Raw genomic sequence first — 14,723 nt, 5'->3', positions numbered from 1 at the left:
CCAGACATTTCCAGTCTTTTCCAGCCGCCCCCGCCTGCGCCCGGAAGCGCGCCCGCTCCGCGGGACCGGGCGACGGGCGGGGGACGGTCAGCCGGGGAAACTGGCGTAGTAGGTCGCCGCCATGTCCTCGTCGCCGTGGCCCTGGGCGAGGGCGCGCCGGAACCGTTCGCCCGCCGCGTCGTTCATGTCGACGCGGACGTTCCCGGACTCGGCGGCCTCGTGGATCAGGCGGGTGTCCTTCTCGGCGTTGCGGACCGCGAAGCTGGTCTCGAAGTCCTCGCCGAGGATCGCCTTCAGCTTCGCCTGGAGGTACGGGCTGGCCATCGGCCCGCCGCCGACGACCTCGCCGAACAGCGCCGGGTCGATGCCGAGGCCCTTGGCCAGCGCCAGCGACTCCGCGAGGATCGACGTCATCGAGATGCCGAAGCCGACGGCCGCGAGCTTGAGTCGCGTGCCGTTCCCCTGCGCGCCGTCCTCGCCGAGCCACATCGTCTTGCCGCCGACCGAGCCGAACACCGGCTCCACCGCGGCCCGCGCCGCCGAGGGCCCGGCGGCGAGGACGACGAGCGTTCCCTGTTCGGCGGGCTGCCTGGTGCCTTGAACGGGCGCGTCCACGAACGTCAGGCCCTGCTCGGACGCGAAGTCGGCGAGCAGCCGCAGCGACGCCACCCCGACCGTGCTCATCTGCGCCCACACCTGCCCCGGGCGCAGCCCGGCGGCGGCCTCCGTCATCGCCGACAGCACCGTGTCTCCGTCGTTCAGCATGGTGACGATGACGTCGGCGCCCTCCACGGCCTCGGCCGGGGAGCCCGCCACCGTCGCGCCGTCCGCGGCCAACGGCTCCGCGCGCGAGCGGGTGCGGTTCCAGACCGTGAGGGCGAGGCCGTCCTTGAGGACGTTGCGGGCCATCGCGGCGCCCATGATCCCCGTACCGAGGATCGCGACCTTGGTCATGGCGGTGCTCCTTGTCCGTGTACTTTCTTGACTGGTCATTACAGATTCGGCGGTGCGGCAGGACGTCTCAGCGGAGGGGCAGGACGCGCAGTGCCGTGTCCACCACCGAGGCCAGGCGGCGGCGGTCCGCCCCGGTCCTGCCCTGCACGCGCAGGCCCTGCACGAGGGTCGTGAAGTAGTCGGCCAACGCCGTGACGTCGGCGTCGGCGCGCAGCTCCCCGCGGTCCCGCGCCCGCCGCAGCGCCGCCGCCACCGACTCCGCGATCCGGTCGAACGCGTCGCCGACGATCCGTCCCGCCGCGCGGTCGCGCGGCAGCCGCTCCACCGCCGTGTTGGTCATCAGGCAGCCGCGCCGGTGCGGGTGGCCGACGGTCTCGTCCACCAGGCCGAGCAGCACGTCGCGCAGCACCTCGCGCACGGGCTCGTCGCGGGCGAGCCGCGCGGCCATCCCCTCCGCCGACCGGTCCGCGTACAGTCGCAGCGCCGCCTCGTACAGGCCGTCCTTGCTCCCGAACGCCGCGTACAGCGACCCGCGCCCGACGCCGGTCGCCGCCACGAGGTCCCGGACCGACGTCGCCTCGTAGCCGCGGTCCCAGAACACCTCCATCGCGGCGGCCACCGCCGCCCCGGTGTCGAACTCCCTCGTGCGCGCCATGCCGCCGACGCTAGTAATTCTGTAACGCCCGGTCAACTTAGAGGCGGACCGACCCGCCGGAACGGTCGCGGAAACGGCACCGACCGTGCGCGGGCGCGTCAGCCGTACGCGCCCGACGGGTCGGCGTGGGAGGCCGCCGGAGGATCGGTGTAGGGGGCGGCGAAGAGGTCGAGGGTGCGCTCCAGATGCGCCGACCACCACGACACCAGCGCCGCGGCGCCCGCGTCGCCCCGTTCGCCCGGCCCCTCTTCGCCCAGGTAGCGGTGCCGCAGCGGCGCGACGTCGCACAGCCGCTCCCACCACGCGCGGTGCACGGCCGACTGGATCTGCTCGGCGTCCAACGGGAACGCGGCCCGATGGCCGCGGACGAACGCCTGGACCCGGTCGAGATCGAGCCCCCGGTCGTCCTCCCCGGCGAACAGCCGCGCCGCGGCCCGCACCACCTCGCCCGCGATCGGCCCGGTCGTCAGCCCGTCCCACCCGAGGACCGCGGTGACGTGCCCCGACCCGCCGTAGCGCAGGTGGTCGGCGTGGAACGACCCGTGCAGATGGCCGAACGTGCTCACCTCCACCTCGGGCGGCTGGTGGTCGGCCATCTCCGCCAGCAGCGCGCGCCGCTCGCTCAGCCGCCGCGCCGACAGCGCGTCGAAGTCGTTCCCGTCGCCCGGGACGGCCTCCAGCATCCGGTCGATCGCGGCGACCGCGTCGGCGGCGCGCGGCGTGGGGATCAGCAGGCTCTGCTGTACGGGCGAGGTCAGCCGGTCCATCGCCGCGTGCAGGCGCCCGAGCAGCTCCCCGACCGCCTCGCACTGCCCGAACGTCAACTCCAGCCCGCCGCGCCGCCGCCCCGAGATCCACGGATAGAGCACGTAGCCGCGCCCGCCCGCCGTGACGAGCGTGCGCCCGCCCCGCGCCGGAACGGGGGCCATGACGGGCAGCCCGTCCTCGTCCAGCGCCGCCGTGACGGTGTGCTGGAACAGCACGCCGCGCCGGTCCGGCCGCGCGCCCTCCTCGAAGCGGTACTCCTTGAGGAAGAACGGCCCGTCGGCGGCGTCCACCCGCCAGCAGCGCCCGCCCGGAGCGTCCCGGACGGCCTCGGCCTCACCCTCCCGCCCGGCGTCCCATCGCCTCAGGAGCCGCGGTGGAAGCGGCTCGGTGTCGCGAGCACTCTGTGACGTCGGCACCTCAGCACCTCGGCGGCCTCGGACGGACAGTCGGTCGAACGGATGTTCCCCACCGACGCTACACGCCCCCGAGCCCGCCGCGAAAGAGAACACCCCGACCCGCCCCCGCAACGCCCGACGTCCCAACGCCGCCCGGCGCGCACGAGGACGGGGACCGGCGCGCGCGAGGACGGCGGCCTGGAACGCGAGACCCGTCCGGCGGAGAGGTCCGCCGGACGGATCAGGGTGTCGCCGGTATCGCCGGTGTCGCGGGTCAGGCGCGTTCGAGGATGACGACCTGGATGTCGCGGTCCGTCTTCTGCTGGTACTCGTTGTAGGCGGGCCAGGTCGCGGCCATCTTCTCCCACAGCGGGGGCTTCTCCTCGGGCGTCGCCGTGCGGGCGCGCGCCTCGAACCTGTCGCCCTGCACCTGGACCTTCACCGACGGGTCCGCCTCGATGTTGCGGTACCAGAGCGGCGGCTCGTCCGTGCCGCCGTTGGACGCCACGATGAGATAGCGGTCGCCGTCGCGCTGGTAGATCAGCGGCGTCGTGCGCTCCTTGCCGCTGCGCCGGCCCTTCGTGGTCAGCAGCAGCGTGACGGTGCCCTGCCACTCGTGGCCCTCCGCGCCGTCCGTCTCGCGGTAGCGCTGCACGTGCTCCTTGCCGAATAGCATCCGGTCTTCCCCCTCAGGTGATCGTTCGCATGGGGTGTTCCCCAGGACGTGGAGATCAATACGCTGGCACGGTGAGCGAAGCGACGGAACCGGCCGACCTGGCGCGGCGGTGCGCGCGGGCCATGTACGGCGAGGACCGCGTGGCGCAGGACCTCGGCATGGAGATCGCCGACGTCGCGCCGGGACGCGCGGTGCTGCGCATGGCGGTCGCGCCCGCGATGGTGAACGGGTTCGGGATCGCGCACGGCGGCTACCTGTTCCTGCTGGCCGACTCGGCGTTCGCGTACGCGTGCAACTCCCGCGACGTCGTGACGGTGGCGGCGGCGGGCGACGTGGTGTTCGTCGCGCCCGCCCGCGCGGGCGACGTCCTGGAGGCGGAGGCGGCGGAACGCGCGCGGTTCGGGCGCAGCGGCGTCTACGACGTGACCGTCCGCCGCGTCCCCGACGGCGAGGTGATCGCCGAGTTCCGCGGAACGAGCCGTACGATCGGCAAGGCCCAGGGCACGGTCACCGGCACCGCGCCGAATGCTCCCGCGCCGGACGCTCCCGCACCGAACGCTCCCGCACCGGACGGACCCGCGTCGAACGGTCCGGACCCGGGATGACAAGGCGCGCCTGGACCGGGGACGTGGGCCGCGGTCGCCGTGGGGGGCGGGGTCGGGCGGTCAGGTCTCGTTGAGGATCTCGGTGAGGAGGCCCGGGGTGTCGTCGGGGCGGGCCGCGGTGATGCACAGGTTGTTCATCGCCCGCATGTAGGTGTCGACGTCGGTCGGCTTGTCGAGGTAGAGCGCGCTGGTGAGCTGCTCCAGGTAGACGACGTCCGACAGGCCGGGCTCGGCGAAGCGCAGGATGGTGAACGGCCCGCCGGCGGCGGCGTGGCCTCCCGCGCCGAACCGCACGATCTGCAACGTCACGTTCGGCAGCTCGGACATCGCGATGAGGTGCCGGAGCTGGGCGCGCATGACGTCGCGCCCGCCGAGGGGGCGGCGCACCACGGCCTCGTCGACGACCGCCCACAGCGTCGGCGCGCCCGGCGCGGTGAACCGCTCCTGCCGGGTGCGGCGCAGGCCGACGCGGCGTTCGACCTCGTCCTCGGAGGCGTCGGGGAAGCCGAGCCGTACGACGGCCGCGGCGTAGTCCTCGGTCTGGAGCAGGCCGGGCACGAACTGGAGCTCGTACGTCCGCAGCAGCGAGGCGGCCTCTTCGAGCCCGAGGTAGACCTCGAACCAGGACGGCAGCACGTCGCCGTAGCGGTGCGACCAGCCCGGGGTGTTGGCCTCCCTGGCCAGTTCCAGCAGCGGGGCGCGCTCGGCGGGGTCGGTGACGCCGTAGAGCGTCAGCAGGTCGGCGACGTCGCGCTCCTTGAACCCGACGCGGCCCAGCTCCATCCGGCTGATCTTCGAGTGCGAGCCGCGGATCTCGTACCCCGCCTGCTCGGTCGAGATCTGGCGCTCCTCCCGCAACCGGCGCAGCTGCGCACCCAGCAGGATGCGCAGGACGGTGGGGCCACCGCGCCTCGGGATGTCGAGGACGCGGCCACCGGCCGGATCGTCCTCGGCCGGAGGCGTGGGGGCAGATGCTTCCTGGGGCAAGAGGTCACCAGCCAGTCGACGGGCCCGCCCTCGGGCGGAACGGCACGGCCCATGGTAGAGGATCCCCGGCCCTTTTTGGGAAGTATGAAATAACGTGTCCCCTTAGAACCGACGTATCGACGGCGAGAGGCCGCGTTGCGGCGCGGGAAGGCGCATGGAGCGGCGCGGTCACGTGACGGACGGTGAGCGCGCGCGCCGCTCCACGGGCGGGTCGGAGGCGCGCCGGTGCGATTCCAGGTCCTCACGGTCGGTCACGGTCATCGGCGCCTGCCGAAGTAATTGCCCGCCGCTGGAATGAGCCGAGCGGTTTTGTCGTTGGGGACCGTCGCGCATTGCCATGGAATGGCCATGGTCCTTATAACATGCACGAATTCGGCCGTACGACCCGACCAGGAGGTCCTTGTGGGCAAGCTCTCCGAAGACGCCAAGAAGCTGCTCGGCCGTCCGATCCCCGCGTGGGTGACGACGCTGCGCCCGGACGGATCGCTCCAGGGCACCGTCGTGTGGATCGACGTGGACGGCGACGAGGTGCTGTTCAACACCGCCGTCGGGCGCGTCAAGGAACGGCACCTCAGGGAGGACGCCCGCGTCTCGATCAGCGTCCTGGACCCCGACGACCCGTACCACTGGATCAACGTCTCGGGCACCGCGCGCCTCGACACCGAAGGCGCCGAGGACACCATCGACGCCCTCGCCAAGAAGTACCTGGGCGTCGACAGCTACCCGGGGCGCACGCCCGACGAGGTGCGCGTCAACGTCCGCGTGACGCCCGATCACGTCATCTACAACAGCGGTCAGTGACGAAGCTCTCGTAGCGTCCGGTGAACTCCGGGTACGCCGAATCGGTCTTCATTCATAGGGGGTGCCGTCGCACGCGGCGGCGCGGCGGCACCGGCCCATGACGACCATTCGACGACCGCCGCCGCGTATCTGGGGAGAAGATGCACTCGACCATGCGTGAACTGCCAGAGATCCGTTTCCTGACCTCGGGCGACGTCACCGGGGCCGAGAAGTCCACCGCCGAGACCGCCGTGCGCTCCGCTCTCGCGGGCGCGCAGGGCACCGTGACGGCGATCAGGGTGACGCTCAGCGTCGTGGCGGACCCGGCGCTGCCGCGTCCCGCCCTGGCGCAGGCCATCGTGGACGTCGACGGCCGCAGGCTCCGCGCCCAGGCCGCCGCGCCCGCCCTGCCGGAGGCGATCGAACTCCTGCGAGACCGCCTGTCCGTCAGAGCCGCTTACCTCCGAGCCAGCTAACTCGCACCCCGAAGCCCCGCTCGCCGTACGGAGCGGGGCGTACCGCACAGGCGGAACGGCGGCGTGTCCCTGACCAGGGGACGCGCCGCCGATCCGTTCGTGCACCTCCGTATGAGGCTGTACGGGTCCGCGGCCCGTGACGTTCAACGCTCGGACTCGCCGTGTTCAGGCGTCCCGGCGCGTGAGGACGATCGCCGCAGCCGCCAGCGGGACGACGGCGTACGCGAGCAGGACCAGCGCGGCGGCGCCGGGCGGGAGCAACTCGCCGTAGATGCTGTTCTGGTCCTTGCGGCCGATCTGCGCCGGAAGGCCGCCGAGCATGAACGAGCCGATCCGGTCGTTCCACGGCGCGGGCAGGTTGCCGACCATCACCGGTACGACGTGCCAGACGAGGGCGAGCGACACGATCGAACCCGCCGTCGACCGCAGGACGAACGCCAGCCCGACACCGAACAGCGCGAACGCGGCGACCGACGCCCCGGCGGCGGCCAGTTCCACCGCCTCGTCCCCGAACGCCGAGGTGTAGCCGCTGATGGGACGGTCGCCGATCACGCCCCGGGTGGCGAGGAACGTCGTGAAGGCGACCGCCTCCCCGGCGGCGAGCGCGACGGCCGCGACGACGGCGGCCTTCGCCGCGAGGACGGTACGGCGCGCCGGAACCGCGGCCAGCGTGACGCGGATCATGCCCGTCCGGTACTCCGATGTGACGGAGAGGACGCCGAGCACACCGAGGCACAGCGCCGCGGCCCACGCCGCGAGATCGGCCAGCGACGCCAGGCCGAACCCCTCCCGCCGTTCGGCGGAGAGCCCGTCCCAGATGTGCGCCGCCTGCATCGCGAGCAGGACCGAGAGCGGCACGAACGCCACCGCCACCGCGACCGTCCAGTACGCCGACCGCATGGACCGCAGCTTCCGCCACTCGGCCGCGACGACTGCCGAGGCCCGGCCATACCGACCGGGGGCGGCCGTGCGGCGCGTCACGCGTCCCTCCGCGTGAGGCAGAACGCGCCGGCGCCGAGAGCGACCGCGACGTACAGGACGAGCAGCGCGGACGCGGCCACGGGGGAGAGGGCCCCGACGTCCGGACGCGAGCCCGGCGTCGTCGCGATCTGCTCCGGCAGGCTGGCGGGCATGAACGACCAGAGCCGTTCGCCCCAGGGCGCCGGGATCACGTTCATCATGTTCGGGACGACGAGCATCCCCACGAGCACCGCCGTGATCGTCGCCGCCGTCGATCTGAGCACCGCTCCGAGGCCGAGCGCCATCAGCGCGGACGCCGCCGCGAAGATCCCGACGCTGAGCAGGTGCGGCGCCTGGTCGGACAGGGGCGCGTGGAACGACGGGACGGCCCGCCCCCCGACGACCGCCCGGCCCGCGAGGACGGCGGCCGCCGCGCTCACCAGCGCCGCGACCAGCATCACGCCCGACGAGACCGCCGCCTTCGCCGCGAACAGGTTCCGGCGGCGCGGTACGGCGGCCAGGCTCGTACGGATCATCCCGGTCCCGTACTCGGAGGTGATGCTGAGCGCGCCCAGCACGGCGGCGCACACGGGCAGCACCAGCAGGAGCGGCTGGTCGGCCGCCGCCGTCCGGAGACCCGCGCGCCGTTCCGCCGACAGCCCGTCCCAGTAGCCGCGCACGTACCACGACCACAGCACGCACAGCGCGAAGAACACCACGACGACGCCCAGCACGTTCAACGTCGAACGGATCGCCCAGAGCTTCCGCCACTCAGCCGCGACGACATCGTTCACAGCGCCTCCCCCACTTCACACCCGCCGAACGCCCAAGCCCCTCCAACTCACCCCGCCCACTTCCACCGCCCCACCCGCCGTAGCGCCCACCACCACCGCCGCCACCACCGCCGTCGCGCCCGCCGCCACCACCACCGCCGTCGCGCCCGCCGCCACCACCACCGCCGCCACCACCGCCGTCGCGCCCACCACCACCACCGCCACCATCGCCGCCGCCGTCGCGCCCGCCACCGCCGCCGTCGCGCCCACTACCCCCGTCACCGCCGCCGTTGGCACTGCCGCCACCGCTACCACCTCTGCGTCCGCCAGCGCCCGCTTCGTAGTCGGTGCTGGTGGCGGTCAGTTCCATGTACGCCTCCTCCAGGGACGCGCTGCGTGGCGTGACCTCGTACAGGGGGAGGCCGTGCGCCGCCGCCTCGTCCCCGATCCGGGCGACGTCCAGTCCCAGGACCGTCAGGACCCCCACACCGTCCGCGCCCGGAGCGCCGGCGGTCCCGGGGAGTGTTTCCACGGTGCCGCCCGCGGCGGCGAGCACGGCCGCCAGGTCGGCGGGACGGGGCGAGCGCACGAGGACGCCGCGCCGGAAGCGTTCGGCCAGCTCGCGGACGGACGTGTCGGCGATCAGCCGGCCGCGCCCGATGATGACGAGCCGGTCGGCGGTCAGCTCCATCTCGCTCATGAGATGGCTGGAGATCAGCACCGTCCGGCCCTCGGCGGCGAGGGCCCGCATCAGCTCGCGGATCCAGCGGACGCCGTCGGGGTCCAGGCCGTTCACCGGCTCGTCGAACAGAAGCACCCCGGGATCGCCGAGCAGCGCCGCCGCGATCCCGAGCCGCTGCCGCATGCCGAGCGAGAACCCGCGGACGCGCTTGCGCGCTACCCCGGCGAGCCCGACCTGTTCGAGCACGGCCGCCACGCGCGCCCGCCCGATCCCGTTGCTGCGCGCCAGCCACGACAGATGGTCGAACGCGGTGAGCCCGCCGTGCACCGCGCCCGCGTCCAGCAGCGCGCCCACCGCGTGCATCGGACGCCGCAGGGCCGTGTAGGGGCGGCCATTGACCAGCGCCTCGCCGGACGAGGGCGCGTCCAGGCCGAGCAGGCAGCGCATCGTCGTCGACTTGCCCGCGCCGTTCGGGCCGAGGAACCCCGTCACCGCGCCGGGACCGACGCGGAACGACAGGCCGTCCACGGCGACCGTCCGGCCGAACCGCTTGGTCAGCTCACGTACTTCGATCATGCCGTCCACGGTCGTACGCCGGGCCCCGCCGCACATCGGAACCCGGTCCGGAAACGGGCGTCCGCCCCAGGGCCGGTGTTCGGCCTCCCCGCCGCCCCGCGTCAGCCCCAGGTCTGACGCCCGCGGGGCCGAGGTGAGCGGTCCGGCGCGGCGGATACGGTTCGTGGCGTGGACGACCCCGAGCTGCGCAACCTGTTCGCCCGGCGGCTCGGCAGGCGCCAGCTCGCCGGGCTGGACGCCGCGTTCGCCGTGGTCATGATCATGCTGATGCTGGCGGTCACCGGGAACCGCGCGGGCTCCGGCGGCGCGGCGCCCGCCGAGATCGCGATCACCGTCGCGACCTGGCTGCCCCTCGCCGTCCGGCGGCTGTGGCCGCGCCCCGTCTGCGCCGCCGTCCTCGCGATGACGGCCGTCTCCGTGATCGCGGGCCTCCCGCCCGAGGCGCTCGGCGCCGCCGCGTACGCCGTCTACCCCGTCGCGCTCGACGTCCCGCGCCGCCGCTGGCTCCCGACCCCGGTGATCGGCGTGGTCAGCTGCGTCGTCCTGTTCGGCGGGACACTCGCCGGGCCGGTCGGCGGCGGCGCCGACCAGGCCGTCACGCTCGTGTTCGGCGCCGCCGTGCTCGGCGGCTCCTGGACGATCGGCCGCGCCGTCCGCGAGCGCCGCGCCTACGCCGCGCGCTCCGCCCGCCAGCTCGCCGACCGCGCCGTCACCGACGAACGCCTCCGCATCGCCCGCGAGCTCCACGACGTCGTCGCGCACAGCATGAGCCTGATCGCCGTGAAGGCGGGCGTCGCCGTCCACGTCGCGGACGCCCGCCCGCAAGAGGCCCTTGACGCGCTGCGCGTGATCGAGACGACCAGCCGCGGCACGCTCGCCGAGATGCGCCACCTCCTCGGCGTCCTGCGGGAGGGCTCCATGCCCGACGCCCCCGACCTCGCGCCGGTCCCGGACCTGTCGGCCCTGCCCGCGCTCGCCGAACGCGCCGCGATGGCCGGCGTACGGGTCGACCTGGACGTCCGCGCCCCCGACCTGCCCGAGAGCCTCGCCGTCTCCGCCTACCGGATCGTCCAGGAGGCGGTCACGAACGTCGTCAAGCACGCCGCGCCCGCCCGCTGCCGCGTCACCGTCGCCGCCGACGGCGGCGCCCTCCGGATCCACGTGGCCGACGACGGCCCCGGCACGCGCGTCCTCCCGGGCGGCCCGCCGCCCGGCGCCGGCCACGGTCTCGTCGGCATGCGCGAACGCGTCATGATGTACGGCGGCGACTTCTCCGCCGGCCCCGGCGCGAGCGGAGGCTTCGAGGTCGCCGCCACCATGCCGTACGAGACGGGAGCCACCACGTGACGGACGTCCGCGTCCTCGTCGCCGACGACCAGGCGCTGCTGCGCGGCAGCTTCCGCGTCCTGCTCGACACCGCGCCGGGCCTCGCGGTCGTCGGCGAGGCCGGAACCGGCGCCGAGGCCGTCGACCTCGCCGCCCGCGAACGCCCCGACGTCGTCCTCATGGACGTCCGCATGCCCGAGATGGACGGCATCGAGGCCACCCGCCGCATCTGCGCCCCGGACGGCCCGCCGGGGGTCCGCGTCCTCATCCTCACCACGTTCGACCTGGACGCCTACGTCTACTCGGCGCTGCACGCGGGCGCGAGCGGCTTCCTGCTGAAGGACACCCCGCCCGCCGACCTGCTCTCCGCCGTCCGGACGGTCGCGGACGGCGAAGCGCTCCTCGCCCCGTCCGTCACCCGCCGCCTCATCACCGAGTTCGTCCGCCACGGCGGATCCGCGCACCCCCCGCCGCGTTCCCTCGACGGCCTCACCGAGCGCGAACGCGAAGTCCTCACCCTCATCGCCCGCGGCCTCTCCAACGCCGAACTCGCCGACCACCTCCACCTCAGCCCCGCGACCGTGAAAACCCACATCGGCCGCCTCCTGGCCAAGCTCCAGGCCCGCGACCGGCCCAACTCGTCATAGCCGCGTACGAATCCGGCCTGATCCGCCCCGCTGAGGCCGCTTTCCGTCCCACCGCGCTATGGGCGCGCCCTCAGACGAGGGTCTTGAGGGCGGGGGAGAGGCGTTCGAGCTGCTCCGCCGTCGAAGCGAGGTCCGGCGCGAAGACGTTCACGCAAATGTGGTCGGCCCCGGCATCGAGGTGAGCCTGGAGTTTGGCAGCGATCGCGGCCTCGTCTCCCCAGGGAAAACGGGCATCGATCAGTTCGTCAGAGCCCTCGTTCTCCAAATCGGCGTCCGTGTACCCCATTTCGAGGAGCGCGCGGCGGTAAGGGGAGCCGGGCGCCGAAGAACGCACGGCGGCGCCCCTGGCCACCGAACGCGCGGCCGACGGATCGGTTTCCAGGATGACGCCCTGCATGACGACCAGGAGCTTGTCCGGGCCGAGGATCTCCCTGGCACGCCGGGTGTGCTCGACGGGCATCGTCGCGGGGAGCGCCCCGTCCGCCCGCTCCCGCGCGAGCCCTATCATCTTCGGGCCCAGCGCGGCCAGGATTCGCGGGAACGGCACGTCCGGCCGCGGCGCCCGCTCCGCCGAAGCGTCCATACGGTCCAGATACTCGCGCATGTGCTGGAGAGGAGGCCGCCATTCCTGCCCGCTGCCCTCCACGATGTCGCTCATGCTCACACCGGCGCCCAGCACGAAACGCCCCGGATAGGCGTCGGCCAACCCCGCCGCCGCGCCCTGCGCCGTCGCGGGATGGCGCGCCCACACGTTGGCGACCCCGGTCCCGGCGACGAGCCGTCCGGTGGCCGCGAGCAGCATCCCGAGGTGGGTGAACGCCTTCCGTCCGCCGACCGCCTCGTTCACCCAGACCGAGCCGTACCCGGCCTCCTCCACCCGAACGGCCGCGCGCCGCCACTCGTCCGCCGGCGCGAGCGGAACCATCAACCCGGCCCCGAACCTCCCCAGACGCCGCCGCGCCTCGCTGACCGCGCTCTCTGTCATCCCGTCCTCCCCAGTGCCGTCGGCAACGGGCGCGACCCGTCCCGATACAATCGGAACGGGCGACCCGCTTACGACCATAGCGGAACGCTCACTCCGCTTGTCAATCTCCAAGGAGCCCGGTGGAACGCCGACCCCGCGCCGACGCGCGCCGCAACCGCGAGCGCATCCTCCAGGCCGCGCTGGAGGCGTTCGCGGCCGAGGGCGAACTCGTGCCCCTGGACGAGATCGCGCGCCGCGCCGGCGTCGGCGCCGGAACGGTCTACCGGCACTTCACCACCAAGGAGAAGCTGTTCCAGGCGGTCATCGAGGACCGCATCGGACGCATCGTCGAGGAGGCCCGGGCCCTCGCCTCCTCCGACGAGCCGGGCCAGGCGTTCTACGGCTACCTCGAATGGGTCGTCGAACGCGCGATGTTCAACCACGCCCTCTGCGAGGGGCTCGGCCAGGCCGGACACGGCCGCCGTTTCCAGGACGAGTTCGACGCGGCCCTCGCCGTCATCCTGCGGCGCGCCCAAGAGGCCGGCGCGGTCAGGCGCGACCTGGACGTGGACGACGTCCGCGCCCTGCTGAACGGCTGCATGCTCATGGAACGCCAGCGCCGCACGACCGGCCCGCCCGGCCGGATGACCGCCCTGGCCTTCACCGCCCTCCACCCGCCCGTCACGAAACCCACCCCACCTCATAACGAAACCCGCGACGAAACCGCACGCCGCTGCGAAACCTGCGGCACCCCCCTCACCCCGGCCCCCACCGGCCGCCCACCCCGCTTCTGCGGCCCACCTGCCGCCAGAAAGCCCACCGCCGCCGCAGCCCCGCTCCTGACCCCGCACATCCCTCCGCCAGAGACCGACGAGCCAGGCCACGCGGCGTTCGGCCGGCCTGCGCGGCGATCCGCCCAGCCGGGTTTCGGATGCGGCGGACGGGCCGACCAGCTTCAACTGCGGCGGACGGGCCGGCCAAATTCAGACGCGGTGGACGGGCCAGTCAGTTTCGGGTGCGGCGGATCGTTCCGCCAGGTTCAGATGCGGCGGGGCCGACCAGTTTCATGTGCGGCGGACGGGCCGCCCAGATTCACGTGCGGCAGACGGGCCAGCCAAATTCATGTGTGGCGGATGGGCCGACCAGTTTCAGGTGCGGTGGACGGGCTGGCCAAATTCAGGCGCGGTGGATCGTTCCCGCCAAGTTCAGATGCGGAGCACGGTTAGCCCGAACCAGCGCGGCAGGGGGTCGGCCAAGGGCAGGCGCGGCAGACCGGTGGGACGGTGGGCCAGATCCAGTCGCGGCGGGCGGGGACGGTCAGCCGGGTTCAGGCACCGCGAACTCGACGACCCGCTCCTTCACCCGCTCCTTGGCGTTGTCCGCCAGGAAGGCCAGCACCCCACGGGCCTCCCGTTCGACATCCTCTTCCTCCGACGACGTCAGCTTCCGAAACGGCCGGACGCGCAACGTCGCCGTGCCCTTCGACTTCGTGACCCGCCAGGTCGCCGCGACAGAACCGTCCACCAGAACGGTGGACGGTGCCTCGCCGTTCTTGCCTTCAAACCCCTGTGCGGCGAACTTCACCATCATGACCCGGGAGATGTCGGCATGGGATCGCAGCAGATTGTCGTAGTCATAGATGAACCTCACCGGCGCAGGGGTGTCCGCATCTGGGCGAGGCGCGTCCGGCAAGTCGAACAGTTCCCGACCACCCTCATCGCGGAACGACATCAGGCGATGGCGCAGGCCCTCCACGACCTCGTTCAATCGCGTCAGCCCGCACCAATGCTGCACATCCCGTATGGACGCGGGCCCGAAAGCGGCGAGATACCTGAGCACCATCTCCTCCAGCGCGTTCGGCACCTCCCTTACCTCCGCGGAACCGCCGATCCAGATGTCGGCGGGTTTATGCGCCGCAGGCCCGCTCTCGCCCCACACCCCACGCGGCGGCACTTGCGCCAGCGGCACATGCGCCCGCACCGTCTGTGCCATTGAAGGCCCGTCATGGTCGGGGAACCGTTCCGCGAGCCGCCGTCCCAGTTCGCTGAACGTCAACGCCTCGGCGGTCATGAGCTCGCGGGCCACGGTGACGAGTTCCGTGACATCCAGGCCGACGACTCCGCGTCCCCAGCTCGTCCTCGTCATCCGCTGGATCATCGGCTCCAGGACGGGTCGCAGCCACAGGCAGTCCGCAGCCGTCACCAAATGAATGGTCGACCGCATCAACGCGATGCGGACGATCCCGCCTTCCCGCAGCAGCTCCGCCGTCGCGTCCGGCGTGTAGCCGTTCAGGCGCGACCACAGCCCGAGATACCACGTGTGCGGCGTCTGAGCCTGGAGCCCGACGAGCCGTTCGAGCGCTTCCGTGACGCCCGCGTCGGAACGTTCGAGCAACATCTGCCGGTCCAAGGTGGCCCGGTTGAGGGCCCGGCGACTGAGCAGGACGGCGTCTCCCATGCCGGTCAGCCTGCCACCTCGCCGACCTCACCGGAAATCCGT

General features: G+C 73.0%; 14 protein-coding genes and 2 pseudogenes. 6 read left to right on the top strand and 10 right to left on the bottom strand.

Translation table 11 applies throughout. From position 1 onward, the window contains the following. Positions 1–87: 87 nt before the first annotated feature. The 4 genes from GEV43_RS44255 to GEV43_RS44240 form a co-directional block, all read right to left on the bottom strand. Positions 88–993, bottom strand: a complete 906-nt coding sequence (locus GEV43_RS44255) for an NAD(P)-dependent oxidoreductase (RefSeq protein WP_160826596.1) — start codon at positions 991–993, stop codon at positions 88–90. Between the two features lie 28 nt (positions 994–1,021). Continuing rightward, entirely contained in the window at positions 1,022–1,609 is a 588-nt protein-coding gene (locus tag GEV43_RS44250; RefSeq protein WP_160826595.1) for a TetR/AcrR family transcriptional regulator, read from the bottom strand. A 98-nt stretch (positions 1,610–1,707) separates the two neighbouring features. Next, positions 1,708–2,793, bottom strand: a complete 1,086-nt coding sequence (locus tag GEV43_RS44245) for a phosphotransferase (RefSeq protein WP_160826594.1) — start codon at positions 2,791–2,793, stop codon at positions 1,708–1,710. A 253-nt stretch (positions 2,794–3,046) separates the two neighbouring features. Next, positions 3,047–3,448: a nitroreductase family deazaflavin-dependent oxidoreductase gene (locus GEV43_RS44240; protein ID WP_160826593.1), complete on the bottom strand. Its 402-nt coding sequence runs from the start codon at positions 3,446–3,448 to the stop codon at positions 3,047–3,049. A 71-nt stretch (positions 3,449–3,519) separates the two neighbouring features. Between GEV43_RS44240 and paaI the strand changes: the two genes are divergently transcribed. After that, positions 3,520–4,053 carry a hydroxyphenylacetyl-CoA thioesterase PaaI gene (paaI, locus tag GEV43_RS44235; RefSeq protein WP_309240311.1) on the top strand — a complete coding sequence of 178 codons (534 nt, stop codon included), beginning with the start codon at positions 3,520–3,522 and terminating at the stop codon, positions 4,051–4,053. A 60-nt stretch (positions 4,054–4,113) separates the two neighbouring features. Here the strand turns inward: paaI and GEV43_RS44230 are convergent, their stop codons facing one another. After that, positions 4,114–5,040: a helix-turn-helix transcriptional regulator gene (locus tag GEV43_RS44230; RefSeq protein ID WP_160826591.1), complete on the bottom strand. Its 927-nt coding sequence runs from the start codon at positions 5,038–5,040 to the stop codon at positions 4,114–4,116. A gap of 402 nt (positions 5,041–5,442) precedes the next feature. On the opposite strand from GEV43_RS44230, the gene GEV43_RS44225 reads away from it, so the two are divergent. Continuing rightward, positions 5,443–5,841, top strand: coding sequence for a PPOX class F420-dependent oxidoreductase (locus tag GEV43_RS44225; RefSeq protein ID WP_160826590.1), 399 nt, complete (start codon positions 5,443–5,445; stop codon positions 5,839–5,841). 152 nt (positions 5,842–5,993) lie between these two features. Beyond that, entirely contained in the window at positions 5,994–6,296 is a 303-nt protein-coding gene (locus GEV43_RS44220; RefSeq protein WP_160826589.1) for a hypothetical protein, read from the top strand. Between the two features lie 165 nt (positions 6,297–6,461). On the opposite strand, the gene GEV43_RS44215 is transcribed toward GEV43_RS44220, so the two are convergent. The 3 genes and pseudogenes from GEV43_RS44215 to GEV43_RS44205 all read right to left on the bottom strand — a co-directional run. Continuing rightward, positions 6,462–7,196, bottom strand: a complete 735-nt coding sequence (locus GEV43_RS44215; protein ID WP_160826588.1) for an ABC transporter permease subunit — start codon at positions 7,194–7,196, stop codon at positions 6,462–6,464. A 77-nt stretch (positions 7,197–7,273) separates the two neighbouring features. Continuing rightward, positions 7,274–8,050: an ABC transporter permease gene (locus tag GEV43_RS44210; protein WP_160826587.1), complete on the bottom strand. Its 777-nt coding sequence runs from the start codon at positions 8,048–8,050 to the stop codon at positions 7,274–7,276. Between the two features lie 307 nt (positions 8,051–8,357). Further along, positions 8,358–9,287, bottom strand: a pseudogene (locus tag GEV43_RS44205) (ABC transporter ATP-binding protein); the annotation flags it as partial. A 168-nt stretch (positions 9,288–9,455) separates the two neighbouring features. Here GEV43_RS44205 and GEV43_RS54395 point away from each other — a divergent pair. Together GEV43_RS54395 and GEV43_RS52855 are read left to right on the top strand one after the other, a co-directional pair. After that, the gene (locus tag GEV43_RS54395) at positions 9,456–10,634 is read left to right on the top strand and encodes a histidine kinase (protein WP_309240310.1); all 1,179 of its coding nucleotides are present in this window, start codon (positions 9,456–9,458) and stop codon (positions 10,632–10,634) included. Further along, positions 10,631–11,289: pseudogene (locus tag GEV43_RS52855) on the top strand (response regulator); the annotation flags it as partial. The gene GEV43_RS54395 and the pseudogene GEV43_RS52855, both read left to right, overlap by 4 nt. Before the next feature lie 41 nt (positions 11,290–11,330). Here GEV43_RS52855 and GEV43_RS44190 read toward each other — a convergent pair. Then, entirely contained in the window at positions 11,331–12,323 is a 993-nt protein-coding gene (locus GEV43_RS44190) for a TIGR03620 family F420-dependent LLM class oxidoreductase (protein WP_206681704.1), read from the bottom strand. Positions 12,324–12,364: 41 nt separating this feature from the next. Here GEV43_RS44190 and GEV43_RS44185 point away from each other — a divergent pair, with 41 nt between their 5' ends. Then, positions 12,365–13,450 (top strand): TetR/AcrR family transcriptional regulator, encoded by a 1,086-nt coding sequence (locus tag GEV43_RS44185; RefSeq protein WP_206681703.1) that lies wholly within the window; start codon positions 12,365–12,367, stop codon positions 13,448–13,450. A 91-nt stretch (positions 13,451–13,541) separates the two neighbouring features. Here GEV43_RS44185 and GEV43_RS44180 read toward each other — a convergent pair whose 3' ends face one another. After that, complete coding sequence (locus GEV43_RS44180; protein ID WP_160826585.1) at positions 13,542–14,681, bottom strand: winged helix DNA-binding domain-containing protein; 1,140 nt, start codon at positions 14,679–14,681, stop codon at positions 13,542–13,544. Positions 14,682–14,723: the final 42 nt, after the last annotated feature.

The sequence above is a fragment of the Actinomadura sp. J1-007 genome, assembly GCF_009793335.1.
In the GTDB taxonomy this organism is placed as follows: domain Bacteria; phylum Actinomycetota; class Actinomycetes; order Streptosporangiales; family Streptosporangiaceae; genus Spirillospora; species Spirillospora yumaensis.
This window is presented reverse-complemented; position numbering and strand designations above follow the sequence as displayed.